This window comes from Kitasatospora sp. NPDC059577, from assembly GCF_042735475.1.
Lineage (GTDB): Bacteria > Actinomycetota > Actinomycetes > Streptomycetales > Streptomycetaceae > Kitasatospora.
This window is the reverse complement of the sequence record NZ_JBHWBZ010000078.1, coordinates 1-18,691: the sequence shown is the minus strand read 5'-3', so window position 1 is coordinate 18,691 and position 18,691 is coordinate 1. Positions and strand designations below refer to the sequence as shown.

At 72.0% G+C, this 18,691-nt stretch carries 16 protein-coding genes; 11 read left to right on the top strand and 5 right to left on the bottom strand.

Annotated elements, in window-relative coordinates; genetic code table 11:
- Positions 1 to 167: 167 nt before the first annotated feature.
- The 3 genes from ACFV0O_RS37305 to ACFV0O_RS37295 form a co-directional block, all read right to left on the bottom strand.
- Positions 168 to 653, bottom strand: coding sequence for a 2-oxo-4-hydroxy-4-carboxy-5-ureidoimidazoline decarboxylase (locus tag ACFV0O_RS37305; RefSeq protein ID WP_350519987.1), 486 nt, complete (start codon positions 651 to 653; stop codon positions 168 to 170).
- Positions 654 to 977: 324 nt separating this feature from the next.
- On the bottom strand, positions 978 to 2,630 hold the full coding sequence (locus ACFV0O_RS37300) for an alpha/beta hydrolase (RefSeq protein WP_380348660.1): 1,653 nt from the start codon (positions 2,628 to 2,630) through the stop codon (positions 978 to 980).
- A 65-nt stretch (positions 2,631 to 2,695) separates the two neighbouring features.
- Positions 2,696 to 3,436: an SDR family oxidoreductase gene (locus tag ACFV0O_RS37295; protein WP_380348659.1), complete on the bottom strand. Its 741-nt coding sequence runs from the start codon at positions 3,434 to 3,436 to the stop codon at positions 2,696 to 2,698.
- A 120-nt stretch (positions 3,437 to 3,556) separates the two neighbouring features.
- On the opposite strand from ACFV0O_RS37295, the gene ACFV0O_RS37290 reads away from it, so the two are divergent.
- The 8 genes from ACFV0O_RS37290 to ACFV0O_RS37255 all read left to right on the top strand — a co-directional run bounded on the left by ACFV0O_RS37290 (position 3,557) and on the right by ACFV0O_RS37255 (position 14,061).
- Positions 3,557 to 5,182 carry a methylmalonyl-CoA mutase gene (locus tag ACFV0O_RS37290; RefSeq protein WP_380348657.1) on the top strand — a complete coding sequence of 542 codons (1,626 nt, stop codon included), beginning with the start codon at positions 3,557 to 3,559 and terminating at the stop codon, positions 5,180 to 5,182.
- Between the two features lie 212 nt (positions 5,183 to 5,394).
- Positions 5,395 to 6,648: an amidohydrolase gene (locus ACFV0O_RS37285; RefSeq protein WP_380348656.1), complete on the top strand. Its 1,254-nt coding sequence runs from the start codon at positions 5,395 to 5,397 to the stop codon at positions 6,646 to 6,648.
- Between the two features lie 256 nt (positions 6,649 to 6,904).
- On the top strand, positions 6,905 to 7,966 hold the full coding sequence (locus ACFV0O_RS37280) for a BMP family protein (protein WP_380348654.1): 1,062 nt from the start codon (positions 6,905 to 6,907) through the stop codon (positions 7,964 to 7,966).
- Between the two features lie 50 nt (positions 7,967 to 8,016).
- On the top strand, positions 8,017 to 9,837 hold the full coding sequence (locus tag ACFV0O_RS37275; RefSeq protein ID WP_380348652.1) for an ABC transporter ATP-binding protein: 1,821 nt from the start codon (positions 8,017 to 8,019) through the stop codon (positions 9,835 to 9,837).
- A 4-nt stretch (positions 9,838 to 9,841) separates the two neighbouring features.
- Entirely contained in the window at positions 9,842 to 10,996 is a 1,155-nt protein-coding gene (locus tag ACFV0O_RS37270) for an ABC transporter permease (protein WP_380348651.1), read from the top strand.
- A complete protein-coding gene (locus tag ACFV0O_RS37265; protein WP_380348649.1) occupies positions 10,993 to 12,258 on the top strand; it encodes an ABC transporter permease in 1,266 nt (421 codons plus the stop codon). Before ACFV0O_RS37270 ends, ACFV0O_RS37265 begins: the two co-directional genes overlap by 4 nt.
- Positions 12,255 to 12,647, top strand: coding sequence for a cytidine deaminase (locus ACFV0O_RS37260; protein WP_380348647.1), 393 nt, complete (start codon positions 12,255 to 12,257; stop codon positions 12,645 to 12,647). The genes ACFV0O_RS37265 and ACFV0O_RS37260 overlap by 4 nt, the downstream gene beginning before the upstream one ends.
- Before the next feature lie 136 nt (positions 12,648 to 12,783).
- On the top strand, positions 12,784 to 14,061 hold the full coding sequence (locus tag ACFV0O_RS37255) for a thymidine phosphorylase (RefSeq protein ID WP_380348646.1): 1,278 nt from the start codon (positions 12,784 to 12,786) through the stop codon (positions 14,059 to 14,061).
- Between the two features lie 167 nt (positions 14,062 to 14,228).
- Here ACFV0O_RS37255 and ACFV0O_RS37250 read toward each other — a convergent pair whose 3' ends face one another.
- Together ACFV0O_RS37250 and ACFV0O_RS37245 are read right to left on the bottom strand one after the other, a co-directional pair.
- Positions 14,229 to 14,414 carry a hypothetical protein gene (locus ACFV0O_RS37250; protein WP_380348645.1) on the bottom strand — a complete coding sequence of 62 codons (186 nt, stop codon included), beginning with the start codon at positions 14,412 to 14,414 and terminating at the stop codon, positions 14,229 to 14,231.
- A gap of 36 nt (positions 14,415 to 14,450) precedes the next feature.
- Positions 14,451 to 15,761 carry an MFS transporter gene (locus tag ACFV0O_RS37245; RefSeq protein ID WP_380348643.1) on the bottom strand — a complete coding sequence of 437 codons (1,311 nt, stop codon included), beginning with the start codon at positions 15,759 to 15,761 and terminating at the stop codon, positions 14,451 to 14,453.
- Positions 15,762 to 15,853: 92 nt separating this feature from the next.
- On the opposite strand from ACFV0O_RS37245, the gene ACFV0O_RS37240 reads away from it, so the two are divergent.
- The 3 genes from ACFV0O_RS37240 (at position 15,854) to ACFV0O_RS37230 (ending at position 18,639) form a co-directional block, all read left to right on the top strand.
- Positions 15,854 to 16,822: a LysR family transcriptional regulator gene (locus tag ACFV0O_RS37240; RefSeq protein WP_360254823.1), complete on the top strand. Its 969-nt coding sequence runs from the start codon at positions 15,854 to 15,856 to the stop codon at positions 16,820 to 16,822.
- Positions 16,823 to 16,953: 131 nt separating this feature from the next.
- Positions 16,954 to 18,111 carry an adenosine deaminase gene (locus ACFV0O_RS37235; protein WP_360254825.1) on the top strand — a complete coding sequence of 386 codons (1,158 nt, stop codon included), beginning with the start codon at positions 16,954 to 16,956 and terminating at the stop codon, positions 18,109 to 18,111.
- Positions 18,112 to 18,336: 225 nt separating this feature from the next.
- Positions 18,337 to 18,639: an ATP-binding protein gene (locus ACFV0O_RS37230; RefSeq protein ID WP_380348641.1), complete on the top strand. Its 303-nt coding sequence runs from the start codon at positions 18,337 to 18,339 to the stop codon at positions 18,637 to 18,639.
- The last annotated feature ends 52 nt before the right edge of the window (positions 18,640 to 18,691 follow it).

Sequence of the window (18,691 nt, the reverse complement as noted above, 5' to 3'; positions counted from 1 at the left end):
TCACCCCGCTCGGGGGGGGCGGTGGGGCGGGCCGCCGGCCGCCCCCCCCGCCCGGGGGGGGGCGGGGGCGGGCCCCCCCCCCCCCGGGGGGGGGGCCCCCCCCCGGGGTCCGGATTCATCCGTACGGGTGGATCGCCCGCACGGATGAGGGGCACGCGGGGGCCGGTTCAGCGCGCTCCGGCCTCCGAATGGGTGGCGACCAGGTGCTCCAGGCGGGTGAGGGCGATCCGGCGGAGTTCGTCCGCCGCGATCAGCCGCTCCTCGTCCGGGTCGTTGGCCAGGCGGGTGCGGATGGAGGAGAGCACGGTGTCGAGCATCTCCTCCGGGGCGACGCGCTCCAGGCAGACCACGAAGACGTGGCCGAACCGGGCCTCGTACGCGGCGTGCGCCGCCCGCAGGGCGGTGTGCGCGGCCTGGCTGCCGGGGGCCCGCATGCCGAGCAGCGGCTGCGGCATCCAGCTCTCGTCGGCCAGGGCCTCGGCGAGGTCGGCCGGGCGGAGGTCGTAGGAGGCCTCGCTGGCGGCGGCCAGCAGGGACTCTATGTCGGGGTAGGGCCGGTGCGCGGTGAGCCGCAGGGCCCAGCGGTGGCTGCCGCAGCAGGCCAGCAGGGCCTCCTCGGCGGCGCCGGCGTCGGCCTCGTTGAAGCGGTGCAACCCGAGGAGGGTCGGCTCTGTTCTGACGTCGAGCCGCTGTGACGGGATGTCGCTGGCCAGCGGGTCCTCCTCGTGAGGGCGGGAAGGTGCCGGTGAAGGTGGGGTGGTGGGGCAGGTGAAGTATGGGGCTGCGGAGCGGCGCTCGGTGCCGGTCGGGCAGTGTCTCCAAGGTAGTTGAGCCGTCATCAGTTGGGGAGGGCGCACGCCGAATTCATCCGGACGAGCTATCAAGTTGTGACGTTGACACCTTCGTGTCATCGCCCTCGTCATGTCCCCCTGCCGTCCGTCGGGCGCCGCCCGCCGCCGCCCGACGGCGTGGCCGCCTCAGGTGCAGCGGGTGCCCGGGGCCGGCATGGTGCCCTCGGTCAGGTAGGCCTCCAGGGCCCGGTCGATGCAGGTGTTGCCCTTGCCGAAGGCGCCGTGGCCCTCGCCGACCCGGGTGAGCAGGGTGGCGCTGGCGAAGCCCTTGGCCAGGGACTCGGCCGAGGCGTACGGGGTGGCCGGGTCGCCGGTGGAGCCGACCACCAGGATCGGGGCGCTGCCCTCGGCCCGGACGGTGTGCGGCTTCTCCTGCGTCTTGAACGGCCAGTAGGCGCAGCCGGGCTCGCTGTAGTCGTCCACCGTGACGCCCTTGGACAGCAGCGGCGCCTCGGCGAGCAGTCGGTCCACCGCGGCCTTGGCGTGTTCGGGCGTGGGCGCGGGTCGGGCGGCGTCGGCGCAGCTGATCGCGCCGTTGGACTCCTCCATCGGGCTGTAGTGGCCGTTCTCGTCGCGGCCGTTGTACTCGTCGGCGAAGGCGAGCAGGAGGTCGCCGCGCTTCATCGTCATCGCCATGCCGAGCCCGGCCCGCAGGTACTTCCAGGAGGTCTTCTCGTCGCCGTAGAGCATCTGGATGGTGCCGGTCCAGGCCAGGTCACGGCCGAGCTTGCGGCCGTCCTTGGTGCCGAGCGGGCTGTCGTGCAGGCCGTCCAGGAAGTCGGCGGCCTTCTTGGCGGCCGCGTCCTTGTCCTTGCCGAGCGGGCAGTCCTCGGGGTGGTTCCCGACGCAGTCGGCGGCGAAGCGCTCGAAGGACTTCTCGAAGCCGACCTGCTGGTCGACGCCGTGGTCCAGGGTGTCCTGGGCGGGGTCGACGGCCCCGTCGAGGACGAGCCGGCCGGTGTTGCGCGGGAACTCCTCGGCGTAGAGCGCGCCGAGGTAGGTGCCGTAGGAGATGCCCAGGTAGTTGAGCTTCTCGTCGCCGACGACGGCGCGCAGCACGTCCAGGTCGCGGGCGGTGTTGCGGGTGCCGACGAAGGGCAGCAGCCTGCCGGACTTGGCCTGGCAGGCGGCGGCGTGGTCGGTGGACTGCTTGATGTGCGCGGCCTTGCGCTCGGCCGGGTCCAGCGGGTCGTCCTGCTGCTCGGCGGCGTCGTGCTGCTTGTCGTCGTAGCAGACGACCGGGGCGCTGTCGCCGGTGCCGCGGGGGTCGAAGCCGACCACGTCGAAGCGGTTGTGCAGGGTTCCGGTGAAGTCCTTGGCGCCGTACTTGACCATCTCGACGCCGGAGCCGCCCGGGCCGCCCGGGTTGACCATCAGCGAGCCGATCCGCTGGTCCGGCTTGGCGGCCGGGTACTTGATCAGGGCGAGGTCGATCGCATCGGCGGCGGGGTGGGCGTAGTCGAGCGGGACGTGCAGCCGACCGCACTTCATGCCGCTGATGTCGATCCTGGCCTTCTCGGCCTGGGGGTCGGCCGGGCAGTCCGCCCAGGTGATCTGCTGGCCGTAGAAGGGCTTGAGGGCCGGGTCGGCCTGGCCGACGGGTGCGGAGGTGCCGGCCGTCGCGGCCGGGGTGGCCGCGGGGTTCGCGGGTGCGGAGGTGCCGGCGGCCCGGTCCCCGGCAGGCTTGGCGGTGTCGTCGCAGGCCGTGGTGAGGAGGAGGGTGCCCGCCGCCACGGCGGTCAGCAGGAATCGTGGGCGGGCGGCCCGGAAGGTTCTCATCGCACGTGTGTACCACTGGGTGGTGACGTGTTCGATCTTGGCCCCCGGGCCGCCCGCGCCGGGGCTCAGCCCCGGTGGACCTTGTGGTTGGCGGCCTGCGCCCGAGGGCGGACCACCAGCAGGTCGATGTTCACGTGCGGGGGCCTGGTGACCGCCCAGGCCACGGTGTCCGCGACGTCCTCCGAGGTCAGCGGCTCGGCCACGCCCGCGTACACGGCGGCGGCCTTCTCCTCGTCGCCGCGGAAGCGGGTGATCGCGAAGCCCTCGGACTTCACCATCCCGGGCGCGATCTCGATCACCCGGATCGGCTCCCCGCACAGCTCCAGCCGCAGCGTGGCCGCGATGGTGTGCGCGGCGTGCTTGGCGGCGACGTACCCGCCGCCGCCCTCGTACGCGGTCAGGGCGGCGGTCGAGGAGAGCACCAGGACCGTGCCGTCGCCGGTGGCCCGCAGAGCGGGCAGCAGCGCCTGCGTCATGTGCAGCACGCCGAGCACGTTCACCTCGTACATGGCGCGCCAGTCGGCCGGGTCGCCGTGCTCGACGGTCTCGGCGCCGATCGCGCCGCCGGCGTTGTTCACCAGGACGTCCACCCGGCCGACCTCGGCCGCGAAGGCGTCCACGGCGGCCCGGTCGGTGACGTCCAGCGGGTACGCCCGGCCGCCGACCTCCTTGGCCAGCGCCTCGATCCGGTCGGCGCGGCGGGCGGTCAGCACCACGTCGTAGCCCTCGGCGGAAAGCCGGCGGGCGGTCGCCGCGCCGATTCCGCTGCTGGCACCGGTGACCACGGCCACCTTCTGCTCGGTCATTGCCACTCCCTGGGGGCTCATCGGTCGTTCACCCGATCATCTCAACCGCGTCGGAGCCCCGGCCGACCGGTCGCGTCCTACATTGCGAGGACCAGTGCCGGCCGACCTCCGGAGGGACCCATGCCAGCCGATCCGCGCCGCGCAGAGCCGGGCTGCCCCCCGGAACGGGCCCGGCTCTCCGAGTCGGGCCTCCCGATCGAGCCGCTGTACGGCCCCGGGGCGCTGGCCGGCTGGGACCCGGCGACCCGCCTGGGCCGGCCGGGGGAGTACCCCTACACCCGGGGGGTGTACCCGACCATGTACACCGGGCGGCCCTGGACGATGCGCCAGTACGCGGGCTTCGGCACCGCCGCCGAGTCCAACGCCCGCTACCGGCAGCTGATCGCCGGCGGCGGCACCGGCCTGTCGGTCGCCTTCGACCTGCCCACCCAGATGGGCTACGACTCGGACGCCCCGCTCGCGGCCGGGGAGGTCGGCAAGGTGGGCGTGGCGGTGGACAGCGTCGAGGACATGGCGGTGCTCCTCGACGGCATCCCGCTCGGCGAGGTGTCCACCTCGATGACCATCAACGCGCCCGCCGCCCTGCTCCTGCTCCTCTACCAACTGGTCGGGGAGGCCCAGGGCGTGGCGTCGACGGCGCTCACCGGCACCGTCCAGAACGACGTCCTGAAGGAGTACATCGCCCGCGGCACCTACATCTTCCCGCCGCAGCCCTCGCTGCGGCTGGTCGCCGACCTGTTCCGGTACTGCCGGGCCGAGGTCCCGCGCTGGAACACCATCTCCATCTCCGGCTACCACATGGCCGAGGCCGGGGCCGGTCCCGCGCAGGAGATCGCCTTCACCCTGGCCAACGGCATCGCCTACGTCCGCACCGCGATCGCCGCCGGGATGGCCGTGGACGACTTCGCACCCCGGCTCTCGTTCTTCTTCGTGGCCCGGACGACCCTTCTGGAGGAAGTCGCCAAATTCCGTGCCGCGCGCAGGATTTGGGCCAGAATCATGCGTGACGACTTCGGTGCGCGGGATCCGCGCTCGCAGATGCTGCGCTTCCACACCCAGACCGCGGGGGTGCAGCTCACGGCCCAGCAGCCCGAGGTCAACCTGGCCCGGGTCACGGTGCAGGCGCTCGCCGCGGTGTTCGGCGGCACCCAGTCGCTGCACACGAACGGCTACGACGAGGCGATCGCGCTGCCCACCGAGAAGGCGGCCCGGCTCGCCCTGCGCACCCAGCAGGTGCTCGCCCACGAGACCGACCTGACCGCCACCGTCGACCCGTTCGCCGGGTCGTACGCCGTCGAGTCGCTCACCGACGACGTGGAGGCCGCCGCGTCGGCGCTGATGGCCCGGATCGAGGACCGGGGCGGCGCGGTGGCCGCGATCGAACAGGGCTTCCAGAAGGGCGAGATCGAGCGCACTGCCTACCGCCTCCAGCAGGAGACCGACTCCGGCGAGCGGACCGTGGTCGGCGTCAACCGCTTCCGGTCGGACACGGAGGAGCCCTACCAGCCGCTGCGGGTGGACCCGGCCCTCGAACGGCAGCAGACCGGGCGGCTGGCCCGGCTGCGGTCCGAGCGCTCGTCCGGCGCCGTCACCCGGGCGCTGGACGGGTTGCGCCGCACTGCCGCGGGTCCGGGGAACGTGCTGTACCCGATGAAGGAGGCGCTGGCCGCCCGGGCCACGGTGGGCGAGGTGTGCGACGCGCTCAGGGAGGTGTGGGGGACGTACGCTCCGGTGGAGCGCTTCTGAGCATCGGCTGAACGGCCGTCAACATCCCGGTGCCGTCGGCGAAGTGACGACCGTGACCGCCGGCGCGGGGGATCGTTGCACAGGGCAAGCAACCCGGGGAAGGCGGCTGAAACGAGATGTCATACCCACCTGTCCGGCCGGTATGCGCCCATCCGGGGACTAATTTTCCGAAAGTCGGGCCAAATCCCCCCAACAGGCCTACGATTGGGGAGATGAACCGTCCTGAGCCCGCTCAGCCGGGCGCCACTCTCGCGGCCGCACGCCCCTCCGTCGAACTGCGCGACCGGGTCGAGGCGCTGGAGCCCGAGCTGATCGCCTTCCGCCGTGACCTGCACCGGCATCCGGAGCTGGGCCGCCAGGAGTTCCGCACCACCGGGTTGCTGCGCGACCGGCTGGTGGCGGCCGGCCTCGAACCCCGGGTGCTGCCCGGCGGCACCGGACTGCTCGTCGACATCGTCCCGGCCGGCACCGCCCCGGGCGCCGAGTTCCTGGCCTTCCGCGCCGACATCGACGCGCTGCCGATCGACGACGCCAAGACCGACGTGCCGTACCGCTCGACCGTCCCCGGCCGGGCCCACGCCTGCGGTCACGACGTGCACACCTCGGTGGTGCTCGGCACCGGTCTGGTGCTGGCCGAGGCCGCCCGCACCGGCGAGCTGCGCCGTCCGGTCCGGCTGGTCTTCCAGCCGGCCGAGGAGGTCATGCCGGGCGGTGCGCTGGACGTGATCAAGGCCGGCGGGATGGACGGCGTCGGCCGGATCTTCGCGGTGCACTGCGACCCGAAGGTGGAGGTCGGCCGGATCGCCCTGCGCACCGGGGCGATCACCTCGGCCTGCGACCGCCTGGTGCTGCACCTGGACGGCCCCGGGGGGCACACCGCCCGTCCGCACCTGACCACCGACCTGGTGACCGCGGTGGCCAGGATGGCCGCCGACCTGCCCGGCGCGCTGGCCCGCCGGATGGACCCGCGCTGGGGCGTCAGCCTGGTCTGGGGGCGGATCGCCGCCGGCTCCGCGCCCAACGTCATCCCGCAGCACGCCGAGCTGGAGGGCACCGTCCGCTGCCTGGAGCTGGACGGCTGGCGCGAGGCGCCGGACCTGCTGCACGAGCTGATCGCCAAGCTCGCCGAGACCTACCGGGCCAAGTGGACGCTGGACTACCACCGCGGGGTGCCGCCGGTGGTCAACGAGGCGGTCTCGGTCACGCTGCTGGACGAGGTCATGAACGCCCGGTTCGGCCGGGACGGCCGGCAGGTGGTGGAGGGCACCGAGCAGAGCCTCGGCGGCGAGGACTTCTCCTGGTACCTGGAGCACGCCCCGGGCGCGCTGGCCCGGCTGGGCGTCCGCGCTCCCGGTGACACCGCCGTCCGCGACCTGCACCAGGGGCGGTTCGACGTGGACGAGCGGGCGATCGGCATCGGTGCCGAGCTCTTCGCGGCGCTGGCCCTGGGGGCGGACGGCGACTGAGGGCGCAGCCCGCGGGCCGGGTGGCCGGCCGTGGGCGATCGTCGGGATCCGGGGTTCGGGTGGCGGTTCCGTAAACTGGGCCGAACCAACCTCGTACCACCGTCCGTGTGGGGGGAAAGAGCCTCGGGACGGGTGTCAGACCACGGTTTGATAACAACCCGAATGCTCTGGCACCCCGTAACACAACCGTGTTCTACGCGCGTTACGGTGGCGTCCGACCACGCCAAACGGTTGCGTGTCAGAAGGAGAAACTCCCTTGCGCCGTTCAATGAAGCTCGCCGCGGTTGTGCTCTCGGGTTCCCTGGGCATGGCCTCGCTCGCCGCTTGCGGCGCAAAGAGCACCGACAGCACCTCCTCCTCCGCCTCGGGCGACGGTTCGCTCAAGGTCGGCATGGCCTACGACATCGGTGGCCGCGGCGACCAGTCGTTCAACGACTCCGCCGCGCGCGGTCTCGACAAGGCCAAGGCCGAGCTGGGCGCCTCCGTGACCGAGGCCGAGGCCAAGTCCGGCGAGGCCGAGGCCGACAAGGAGACCCGCCTCAAGAACCTGGTCGACGCCGGCTACAAGACCATCATCGCGGTCGGCTTCGTGTACCAGCCGGCGGTCAACAAGATCGCCAAGGACAACCCGAACGTCAAGTTCGCGATCATCGACTCGAACGACAAGGACCAGCCGTCCAACGTCACCTCGCTGCTCTTCGCCGAGCAGGAGGGTTCGTACCTGGCCGGTGTCGCCGCTGCGAACAAGTCGAAGGCCAAGCACGTCGGCTTCATCGGCGGTGTGCAGTCCGAGCTGATCAAGAAGTTCGAGGCCGGTTACAAGGCGGGTGTGAAGTCCGTCGACCCGAACATCGTCGTCGAGACCACCTACCTGACCACCCCGCCGGACTTCACCGGCTTCAACTCGCCCGACAAGGGCAAGGAAGCCGCGCAGGGCCAGCTCGACAAGGGCGCGGACATCATCTACACCGCCGCCGGCTCCTCCGGCAACGGTGCCATCGAGGCCGTCGCCAACAAGCAGGGCGCGCTGGCCATCGGTGTCGACTCCGACCAGGCCAGCCAGCCGGCCCTGGCGAAGTACAAGAACAGCATCATGACCTCGATGGTCAAGAACGTCGACAACGCGGTCTTCGCGTACATCGACTCGGTCAAGAAGGGCAACGCCTTCACCGGCGTCAAGCTCTTCGACCTGAAGGCCGACGGCGTCTCGCTCGCCACCACCGGTGGCAAGATCGACGACATCCAGCCGCAGCTGAAGGCCGCCGCCGACGCCATCAAGAGCGGCGCCACCACCATCCCGACCGCGCCGACCCAGTAAGGTCCGCGCGTCCCGGACGTGACAACGCCTGCCGCCTGCCCGGCAGAGCGATGATCGACACAGGCACGGGAGGGGCCCGGAAGGGTGCGCTCAACGCGCACCCCCGGGCCCCGTCCCGTCCCCACGTTTCCCCACCTTGGCCCTCCCAGCGCAACGACGCGCCTCCAGACCACCAGGAGATCGCCATCACCGCATCCGATCCCGTCCCCCTGCGCAAGGACGGCACCCCCAGCGCGGGGACGGCGACAACGGCCGTCGAGCTGCGCGGCATCACCAAGCGCTTCCCCGGTGTCGTGGCCAACCACGACATCAACCTCACCGTCCGCACGGGCACCGTGCACGCCCTGATGGGCGAGAACGGTGCCGGCAAGTCGACGCTGATGAAGATCCTCTACGGCATGCAGAAGCCGGACGAGGGCACCATCGCGATCAACGGCGAGCTGTGCGAGTTCAGCACCCCCGGCGACGCCATCTCCCGCGGCATCGGCATGGTGCACCAGCACTTCATGCTCGCCGACTACCTCACGGTGCTGGAGAACGTCGTCCTCGGCGGCGAGCACATCCACGGCATCGGCGCCAAGGCGAAGGCGAAGATCAAGGAGATCTCCGACCAGTACGGCCTGGGCGTGCGCCCGGACGCCCTGGTCGAGGACCTCGGCGTCGCCGAGCGCCAGCGCGTCGAGATCCTCAAGGTGCTGTACCGCGGCGCCAAGATCCTGATCCTCGACGAGCCCACGGCCGTGCTGGTCCCGCAGGAGGTCGACGCACTGTTCGACAACCTGCGCGAGCTCAAGTCCGAGGGTGTCACCGTCATCTTCATCTCGCACAAGCTGCACGAGGTGCTGGCGGTCGCGGACGCGATCAGCGTCATCCGGCGCGGCACCACGGTCGGCGACGCCGACCCGAAGGCGGTCACCGCCCGCCAGCTCGCCGAGATGATGGTCGGCGCCGAGCTGCCCTCCCCGGAGAGCCGCGAGTCCACGGTCACCACGACCGAGATGCTCGACGTCAAGGACCTGCGGATCGCCAAGACCGACGCCGAGGGCATCGAGCGCGTCGTCCTGGACGACATCTCGCTGCGCATCCACAAGGGTGAGATCCTCGGCATCGCCGGCGTCGAGGGCAACGGCCAGGCCGAACTGGTCGAGGCCATCATGGGCATGCTGCCGCTGGACGGCGGCTCCGTGACCCTGGACGGCAACGACCTCTCCGGCACCCTGACCCGGGCCCGCCGCGAGGCCGGCATCGGCTACATCCCCGAGGACCGCCACAAGCACGGCCTGCTGCTGGAGGCCCCGCTCTGGGAGAACCGCATCCTCGGCCACGTCACCGAGGTGCCCAACTCCAAGGGCGTCCTGCTCGACCCGGCCGGTGCCCGGACGGACACCCAGCGGATCGTCGAGGAGTACGACGTCCGCACCCCCGGCATCGAGGTCACTGCGGCCTCGCTCTCCGGCGGCAACCAGCAGAAGCTGATCATCGGCCGCGAGATGAGCCACCAGCCCAAGCTGCTGATCGCCGCGCACCCCACCCGCGGTGTCGACGTCGGCGCGCAGGCCCAGATCTGGGAGCACATCCGGGTCGCCCAGCGGGCCGGCCTGGCCGTCCTGCTGATCTCCGCCGACCTGGACGAGCTGATCGGGCTCTCCGACACCATCCGGGTCATCTACCGCGGCCGCCTGGTCGCGGACGCCGACCCGGCCACCGTGACCGCCGAGGACCTGGGCACCGCGATGACCGGTGCCGCCCGCGGTCACCTCGAGTCCGAGCCGGACGCGCTCGCCGAGGCCCAGGCGCTCGCCGCCGAGGGCACCGAGGCCGAGCACACCGGCCCGTCCGACACCGCCGACGACCCGCAGGCGGGGGAGTAACCACATGACCAGTCCCAACCCCGCCGCCAAGCGCAGCCTGGCGGAGCGGATCAGCGGTGAGCGGATCGTGCTCGCACTGGCGGCGCCGGTGCTCGCGGTCGTGCTCTCCGTCGCGATCTGCTCCGTCCTGCTGGCGACCTCGGGCAAGAACCCGTTCGACGCGTGGAACGTGATGATCACGTACGCCACCAAGTCGGACGGCCAGGTGGCCATCCTGAACCGCTCCACCACGTACTACCTGGCCGCCGCGGCCGCCGCGTTCGGGTTCCGGATGAACCTGTTCAACATCGGCGTCGAGGGCCAGTACAAGGTCGCGGCGCTGTTCGCGGCGTACATCGGCACCCAGGTCGACCTGCCCGCGATCATCCAGATCCCGCTGCTGCTGGTCACCGCCATGCTGGTGGGCGGTCTGTACGCGAGCATCGCCGGTCTGCTGAAGGTCTTCCGCGGCGTCAGCGAGGTCATCTCGACCATCATGCTGAACGCCATCGCGCTCGCGATCGTCGGTCTGCTGCTGGCCCCGGGCATCTTCGCGCCGAAGGTGAGCGGCACCAGCAACTCGATCCAGACCGATCCGATCTCGCAGTCCAGCCACTTCTTCTCGATCGAGACGGCCGGCGGCCCGCTCTGGGGCTTCCTCTTCGTCGCCGTCGCGGTCGGCGTGCTGTTCCAGTTCACCCTGACCCGCACCCGCTTCGGCTTCGACCTGCGCGCCACCGGCCGCTCGGAGTCCGCGGCGACCGCCTCCGGTGTGAACGTCAAGAAGATGGTGATCATCTCGATGGCGGTCTCCGGCGGCATCGCCGGTCTGATCGGCATGCCGGAGCTGCTGCAGAACTCGTTCTACTACGGGCAGACCTTCCAGCAGAACCTGGGCTTCCTCGGGATCTCGATCGCCCTGCTGGGCCGGAACAGCCCGATCGGCATGGCCTTCGCGGCCCTGCTGTTCGCCTTCCTGGACGCCACCGGTGCCCAGCTGCCGCTCCAGGGCGGCTTCCCGTCCGAGATCGTCTCGGTCATGCAGGGCACCATCGTCATCTGCGTCGTCGTCGCGTACGAGCTGGTGCGCCGCTACGGCCTGACCCGCCAGCAGAAGAAGGTCGGCGAGCAGCTCGCCGCCCAGCTCGCGGCCGCTGAGAAGAAGGAGGTGTCCGCGTGAGCACCGCTACCGCCGCTCGCCCGAAGGCGCCGGGCGCACCTGCGAAGAAGCGCAAGCTGTCCTGGCCGGTGGTCCTGCTCCTGATCGCGGGCGCCCTGGTCCTGTTCTCCGCCGTGGGCATGGCCACCGGCAACCACTCGCTGACCTCCTCCGGTCAGGTCACCGCCGCGCTCAGCGCCGCCGTGCCGATCGGCATGGCCGGTCTCGGCGGTCTCTGGTCCGAGCGGGCCGGTGTGGTCAACATCGGCCTCGAAGGCATGATGGTCGCCGGCACCTTCTGCGGTGCCTGGGCCGGTTACCTGGTCAACCCGTGGGTCGGCCTGCTGGCCGGCATGGCCGGCGGCGCGCTCGGCGGTCTGCTGCACGCGGTCATCACCGTCACCTTCGGCGTCGACCACATCGTCTCCGGCGTCGGCATCAACCTGCTGATCCCCGGTATCTGCGCGTACGTCAACCGGATCTACTACAAGGACTACATCTCAGCCGGTGCCGGGGCGAACCAGTCCCCGCCGGCGGATCCGCTGCCGTACATCACCGTCCCCGGGCTGTCCTCCTGGCTGAAGGGCATCGAGAACCACCACTGGTTCTTCGTCTCGGACCTCGCCGGCGTGCTCGGCGGCCTGGTCACCAACATCTCGGTGGTCGTGGTCCTGGCGGCCGTGCTGATCGTGGTCACCTACTTCGCGCTCTGGCGCACGGTGTTCGGCCTGCGGCTGCGCTCCTGCGGTGAGAACCCGACCGCCGCCGAGTCGCTGGGCGTCAACGTCTACAAGTACAAGTACCTCGCGGTCACCGCCTCCGGCGCCTTCGCGGGCCTCGGCGGTGCGTACCTCTCGCTGGTCGCCGCGCACTTCTACAAGGACGGCCAGACCCTCGGCCGCGGCTTCATCGGCCTCGCGGCGATGATCTTCGGCAACTGGATGCCCGGCGGTCTCGCCATGGGCGCCGGCCTGTTCGGCTTCACCGACAGCCTCCAGCTGCGCGACCCGGGCTCGGTGCACGTGCTGCTCCTCGTGATCTCCATCGCGATGGCGCTGCTCGCCCTCTGGCAGCTGTACCGCCGCAAGTTCACCGGTGCGGTGATCTCGCTGGTGGTGGCCGGCGGCATGGGCGCCTGGTACGCGCTGACCGACGAGGTCCAGCGTCCGCTGATCGTGGCCACGCCGTACCTGATCACCCTGGTGGTGCTCTCGCTGGCCTCGCAGCGGCTGCGGATGCCGAAGGCGGACGGCCAGATCTACCGCAAGGGCCAGGGCAAGTGACCGCCCCCGCGGTCGACTGGGAGCGGCTGCGCGAGGCCGCGCGCGAGGCGATGGGCCACGCGTACGCCCCGTACAGCAAGTTCCCGGTCGGTGCGGCCGCGCTGGTGGACGACGGACGGGTGGTCACCGGCTGCAACGTCGAGAACGCCTCGTACGGGCTCGGGCTGTGCGCCGAGTGCGGGCTGGTGTCCGCGCTGCACGCCACCGGTGGCGGGCGGCTGACCGCGTTCACCTGTGTGGACGGCACCGGTGAGCTGCTGATGCCGTGCGGGCGCTGCCGCCAGTTGCTGTACGAGCACGGCGGGCCCGACCTGCTGATCGAGCTCGCCTCGGGCGTCAAGCCGATGAGCGAGCTCCTGCCCGACGCGTTCGGGCCGGAGCGGCTCTAGCTTCGCTGTTTGTTACGCGCGTAGAGTGTCGCGAGTGGGCCGGAACCCGGTCATCTCGCGGCACTCTTCGCTTTTCCCGCTTTTAGACCCCACGCCTTCAGACCCCACGCCTTTAGCAACTGCACTGGGAGCACGCATGGACGCCATCTCCGTCATCAGGACCAAGCGCGACCGCGGAGAGCTGAGCGACGCTCAGATCGACTGGGTCATCGACGCCTACACCCGCGGCGAGGTCGCCGACGAGCAGATGTCGGCGCTGGCCATGGCGATCCTGCTGAACGGCATGCAGTCGCGCGAGATCAGCCGCTGGACCGACGCCATGATCCGCTCCGGCGTCCGGATGGACTTCTCCTCGCTGCCGCTGCCCACCAGCGACAAGCACTCCACCGGTGGCGTCGGTGACAAGATCACCCTCCCGCTCGCCCCGCTGGTCGCCGCCTGCGGTGCCGCCGTCCCGCAGCTCTCCGGCCGCGGCCTCGGCCACACCGGCGGCACCCTGGACAAGCTGGAGTCCATCCCCGGCTGGCGCGCCCTGCTCTCCAACGAGGAGATGATGGACGTGCTGCGCGACGCCGGCGCGGTCATCTGCGCCGCCGGCGACGGCCTCGCGCCCGCCGACAAGAAGCTGTACGCGCTGCGCGACGTCACCGGCACCGTCGAGGCGATCCCGCTGATCGCCTCCTCGATCATGTCCAAGAAGATCGCCGAGGGCACCGGCGCGCTGGTCCTCGACGTCAAGGTCGGCTCCGGCGCGTTCATGAAGAACATCGAGAACGCCCGCGAACTCGCCCGCACCATGGTCGGCCTGGGCACCACCGCCGGCGTCAACACCGTCGCCCTGCTCACCGACATGTCCACCCCGCTCGGCCTCACCGCGGGCAACGCGCTGGAGGTCCGCGAGTCCGTCGAGGTCCTCGCCGGCGGCGGCCCGGCCGACGTCGTCGAGCTGACCCTCGCCCTCGCCCGCGAGATGCTCGCCGCGGCCGGCGTGCACGGCAAGGACCCGGCGGACGCGCTGCGCGACGGCTCCGCGATGGACCACTGGCGCCGCATGATCGCCGCCCAGGGCGGCGACGTGGACGCCCCGCTCCCGGTCGCCCGCGAGCAGCACGTCATCCCCGCGCCCGCCTCCGGCGTGCTCACCGAGCTCGACGCCTACGCCGTCGGCGTCTGCGCCTGGCGCCTGGGCGCCGGCCGCGCCCGCAAGGAGGACCCGGTCCAGGCCGGCGCCGGCGTCGAGATGCACGCCAAGCCGGGTGACACCGTCGTGGCCGGCCAGCCCCTGCTGACCCTCCACACCGACACCCCCGAGCGCTACGACTACGCCATCGAGGCCCTGGCCGGCGGCATCACCGTCGCCCCGGCCGGCACGGAGTTCACCCCGAACCCGATCGTGCTGGACCGCATCGCCTGAGGGGCCTGAGGTCTGCTCACGTACGCCGGATCAGGTGTACGTGAGCAGACCGCTGGTGTCGATCGTCCAGGGACCGACGGCGATCTTGTCACCGAAGACGAACTTCTCGCGGGACTCGTAGCCGGGCTCCGAGTGCACGATGCCGGTGCCCGTACGTGGGTCGACGATCAGGTAGTACGGAATGCGTCGAGCTGCCGGGCCAGGCGGATGACCGCGAGCTCATGGCGTTTCACCGGCGAGATCGTCATGACGATCTCGCCGTCGGCGATCTCGACCTTCCCTGTCCCCGGCACCTGCGGCAGCTGTTCCGCGATCTCGCGCAGCCGGGCGTACACGGCAGGATCGATGCTCATGGTCCGGATGGCATCGACGGGACCCGACACGTGATGTCAGATTCCGGTGACCGTCCGTTGCGCTGCGATGTGGGCCCGGTGGGTGGCGTAGAGGGTGACGCCGGCGGCGAGGGCCATGGCGGTGAGGCCGACGGCGGCGGCGCCGGGCCAGCCGGTGACGTGGTAGGCGTCGGCGCCGAGGGTGCCGCCGAGGCTGTTCCCGAGGTAGTAGGCGATCAGGTAGAGGGCGGAGGCCTGGGCGCGGCCCTCGGTGGCGGTGCGGCCGACCGCGGAGGACGCGGTGGCGTGCCCGGCGAAGAAGCCCGCGGTGATCAGGACCAGACCGAGCAGGGCGCAGGTCAGGGACTCGGCGAGGGAGAGCAGCAGGCCGGCCGCGGTGACGCCGACGGAGACGTAGAGGGCGCCGCGGCGGCCGAGGCGCCCGGAGAGCCGGCCGGCCGCGGCGGAGGTGCCGGTGCCGACCAGGTAGACCACGAAGATCGAGGCGGCGACCGACTCCGGCAGGTGGAACGGCGCGCCGATCAGCCGGTAGCCGACGGTGTTGTAGACCGCGCCGAACACGGCCATGAAGAGCATCCCGAGCGCGTACAGCCGCACCAGCAGCGGGTTGCGCAGGTGCCGTCCGACGGTCCTGACGAGGGCTCGGGCGTCCACCGGGGCGGGGGTGAAGTGCCGGGCGGCGGGGATCAGCAGCCGGAACACCAGGGTGGCGAGCAGGGCGAGGGCGGCGGAGGCGGCCAGGCCCCAGCGCCAGCCGAGGGCGGCGGCGGTCCAGCCGGACAGCAGCCGGCCGCCCATGCCGCCGATGCTGTTGCCGGCCACGTACAGGCCCATCGCGGAGGCCAGGGCGCTCGGGTGGACCTCCTCGGCGAGGTAGGCCATGGCGGTGGCCGGGAGCCCGGCGAGGGCGGCGCCCTGGACGACCCGCAGCACCACGAGGGTGGTGAGGTCCGGCGCGAAGGGCAGGGCGAGGGCGAGGGCGGAGGCGGCGAGGGTGGAGGCCGTCATCACCGCGGTGCGGCCGTACCGGTCGGAGAGGGCGCTCGCGGGGAGCAGGCCGAGGGCGAGTCCGAGGGTGGCGGCGGAGGCCGTCCAGCTGGCCTGGCCCGGGGTGAGGTCGAGGTCGGCCGAGAGGACCGGCAGCAGGCCCTGGGTGGAGTAGAGCAGGACGAAGGTCGCGACCCCGGCGGCGAACAGGGCGAGGTTGGCGCGGCGGAAGGCGCGCTGGCCGGGGCGGTGGCGGTCGTCCGCGGTGTGGACACCGGCGGCGGGGAAGCCGGCGGTGGATGCGGTGGCGGTGGGGGCGTCCGGGGCGGGCGCGGACGCCCTGGTACTTGAGGGCTGCATGCCGTTGACCGTAGGCCCGGTGTCGTTGATGCGTCCAATGCATGAAGCAGGGATGATCGATGCACTGACGCATGAGTCGAGGTGGTGGCGGGATGACCGGTCCGGAGCCGGCGGACGGCGGCGAGCAGCGGTACCGGGCGGCCGAGTTGGGGCCGGACGAGCCGGCCGTCCTGCTGGCGCCCAGGCTGGCGCAGTTCGCGGCGGTGGCCCGGCTGGAGCACGTGACGCAGGCGGCCGCACTGCTGGGGGTGCCGCAGCCGACGCTGTCGCGCGCGGTGGCCCGGCTGGAGGAGGAGCTGGGGGTGGACCTGCTGGCCCGTCAGGGCCGCACCGTCCGGCTGACCAGGGCGGGCCGGCTGTTGCTGGGGTCGGTGGAGCGGGCGCTGGCCGAGGTCGAGCGCGGTGCGCAGGCGGCCCGGGCGGAGGCGGACCCGGAGGCGGGGCTGGTGGCGTTCGGCTTCCTGCACACGATGGGGCCGGACGCGGTGCCGGCGCTGCTGCGCGGCTTCCGCGCGGCGCACCCGCGGGTGCGGTTCCAGCTGGTGCAGGACTACGGCGCGGCGATGCTGGAGCGGCTGCGGGCCGGTGAGCTGGACCTCTGCCTGGTGGCGCCGCTGCCGGACGACCCGGCGTTCGCCGCCCGCCCGTTGGACGAGCAGCGCCTGCACCTGGTCGTCCCGGCGGACCACCGGCTGGCCGGGCGGCGGCGGATCCGGCTGGCGGAGGTCGCCGACGAGCCGTTCGTCGGGCTGGAGCAGGGGTACGGGCTGCGCGCGATCACGGACGGCTTCTGTGCGGAGGCGGGGTTCGTGCCCCGGCTGGCGTTCGAGGGGGAGGAGGCGGAGACGCTGCGCGGGCTGGTGGCGGCCGGGCTGGGGGTGGCGCTGCTGCCGCCCGCGCTGGTGCCGCGGCCCGGAGTGGTGGAGCTGGAGGTGACGGCGCCGCGCACCCGGCGTGCGGTCGGGCTGGCCTGGGCGGCGGGGCGGCCGCTGACGCCGCCGGCGGAGGCGTTCCGGGACTTCGTGCTGTCGCGGCGCGGACGGCTGCTCCAGCACGACTGACGCGGCCGTTGCGGGAGGTTGGGCGATTTGGCGGATCGTATGGACCGGTCGGTGGAATTCCGGGTGGAGTTTGGACCATCCGGTGGTGTGCCCGGTGGTGGGTCTACGCGCGTAGGGGCTATATTTCCGCAATGGAAAAGCAGATCCCCGTCACCACCGCGGGCACCGGCCCGCGCATCCCCACCGCCGAGCAGATCCGCCGCGCGCCGAAGGTCCTGCTGCACGACCACCTGGACGGCGGGCTGCGTCCGGAGACCGTCGTCGAGCTGGCCGCCGCCGTCGGCTACCAGGGACTCCCGACCACCGACGTCAAGGAACTCGGCGAGTGGTTCCGTGAGGCCGCCGACTCCGGCTCGCTGGTCCGCTACCTGGAGACCTTCGCGCACACCTGCGCCGTCATGCAGACCCGCGACGCCCTGATCAAGGTCGCCGCCGACTGCGCCGAGGACCTGGCCGCCGACGGCGTCGTCTACGCCGAGGTCCGGTACGCCCCCGAGCAGCACCTGGAGGGCGGCCTGACCCTGGACGAGGTCGTCGAGGCCGTCCAGGAGGGCTTCCGCCTCGGCGAGGCCAACGCCCGCGCGGCCGGCCACCGGATCCGCATCGGCACCCTGATCACCGCGATGCGGCACGCCGCCCGCTCGCAGGAGATCGCGGAGCTGGCCAACCGCCACCGCGACCAGGGCGTCGTCGGCTTCGACATCGCGGGCGCCGAGGCCGGCTACCCCCCCACCCGCCACCAGGCCGCCTTCGACTACCTCAAGGGCGAGAACAACCACTTCACCATCCACGCGGGCGAGGCCTTCGGCCTGCCGTCGATCTGGGAGGCCCTGCAGTGCTGCGGCGCCGACCGCCTCGGCCACGGCGTGCGGATCGTCGACGACATCACGGTGAACGAGGACGGCAGCGTCGAGCTCGGCCGGCTGGCGGCGTACGTGCGCGACAAGCGCATCCCGCTGGAGATGTGCCCGACCTCCAACCTCCAGACCGCGGCGGCCACCTCGTACGCCGAGCACCCGATCGGCCTGCTCAGCCGGCTGAAGTTCCGGGTCACCGTGAACACCGACAACCGCCTGATGAGCGGCACCAGCATGAGCCGGGAGTTCGGCCACCTGGTGGAGGCCTTCGGCTACACGCTGGGCGACATGGAGTGGTTCACCGTGAACGCGATGAAGTCCGCGTTCCTGCCGTTCGACGAGCGACTGGCGATGATCAACGACGTGATCAAGCCGGGCTACGCCGAACTGAAGGCGGAGTGGCTGTTCAGCGCGGGCACCGGCGGCAACTGAGCCGTACCGGGTCGTCCGACCCCGATCGACGGATGAACGCCGCTTTCCCGCAGGAAAGTTGGCGTTCATCCGACTACTCACTCCGGTGAGTGAACGCCCTTTGGTTCTCGCGCGACCGGCTCACTACGGTGTGCCAGTCATTGCCGACCAGGCACGGTGGCGGTCGCCCGTCCGCCGAAGCCGTACGCGTCGTCGGCCACCGACGAGGACCCAAGGGGACGAACCATGAAGCAGGCTCTCAAGGCCGCCGGCACCGCGGCGCTCGGCATCGCCATCGCGGCGATCGGCGCCGGCACCGCCTCCGCCGACGCCGCCCCGGCGCCCGGCGGCCTCGGGCTGCCCACCGGCGCGGTGACGAACCCCGCGGTGACCGGTGCGGTCACCGACACCGCCGCCAAGCTGCCCGGTGCCGACAAGGTCACCGGCACGCTGGGCACCCTCGCCCCGAGCGTCGGCCACGCCGCTCCGGGGGGGCGGGGCCCCCCCGTTGTGCCCCCCGCGCGCTGTCCCGCGGCCCCCGGGACGTAGCCCACCCCGCACCCCCCCCCCCCGCTCCTCCGCCTCGGCCAGGGTCACGCCC

What these genes read in the sequence shown, in the direction of transcription:
- ACFV0O_RS37275 (WP_380348652.1), top strand. Translation starts at nt 8,017, where the DNA reads ATGATCGACACAGGCACGGGAGGGGCCCGGAAGGGTGCGCTCAACGCG.
- ACFV0O_RS37235 (WP_360254825.1), top strand. Translation starts at nt 16,954, where the DNA reads ATGGAAAAGCAGATCCCCGTCACCACCGCGGGCACCGGCCCGCGCATC.
- ACFV0O_RS37290 (WP_380348657.1), top strand. Translation starts at nt 3,557, where the DNA reads ATGCCAGCCGATCCGCGCCGCGCAGAGCCGGGCTGCCCCCCGGAACGG.
- ACFV0O_RS37250 (WP_380348645.1), bottom strand. Translation starts at nt 14,414, where the DNA reads ATGAGCATCGATCCTGCCGTGTACGCCCGGCTGCGCGAGATCGCGGAA.
- ACFV0O_RS37295 (WP_380348659.1), bottom strand. Translation starts at nt 3,436, where the DNA reads ATGACCGAGCAGAAGGTGGCCGTGGTCACCGGTGCCAGCAGCGGAATC.
- ACFV0O_RS37270 (WP_380348651.1), top strand. Translation starts at nt 9,842, where the DNA reads ATGACCAGTCCCAACCCCGCCGCCAAGCGCAGCCTGGCGGAGCGGATC.
- ACFV0O_RS37285 (WP_380348656.1), top strand. Translation starts at nt 5,395, where the DNA reads ATGAACCGTCCTGAGCCCGCTCAGCCGGGCGCCACTCTCGCGGCCGCA.
- ACFV0O_RS37300 (WP_380348660.1), bottom strand. Translation starts at nt 2,630, where the DNA reads ATGAGAACCTTCCGGGCCGCCCGCCCACGATTCCTGCTGACCGCCGTG.
- ACFV0O_RS37230 (WP_380348641.1), top strand. Translation starts at nt 18,337, where the DNA reads ATGAAGCAGGCTCTCAAGGCCGCCGGCACCGCGGCGCTCGGCATCGCC.
- ACFV0O_RS37245 (WP_380348643.1), bottom strand. Translation starts at nt 15,761, where the DNA reads ATGCAGCCCTCAAGTACCAGGGCGTCCGCGCCCGCCCCGGACGCCCCC.
- ACFV0O_RS37255 (WP_380348646.1), top strand. Translation starts at nt 12,784, where the DNA reads ATGGACGCCATCTCCGTCATCAGGACCAAGCGCGACCGCGGAGAGCTG.
- ACFV0O_RS37240 (WP_360254823.1), top strand. Translation starts at nt 15,854, where the DNA reads ATGACCGGTCCGGAGCCGGCGGACGGCGGCGAGCAGCGGTACCGGGCG.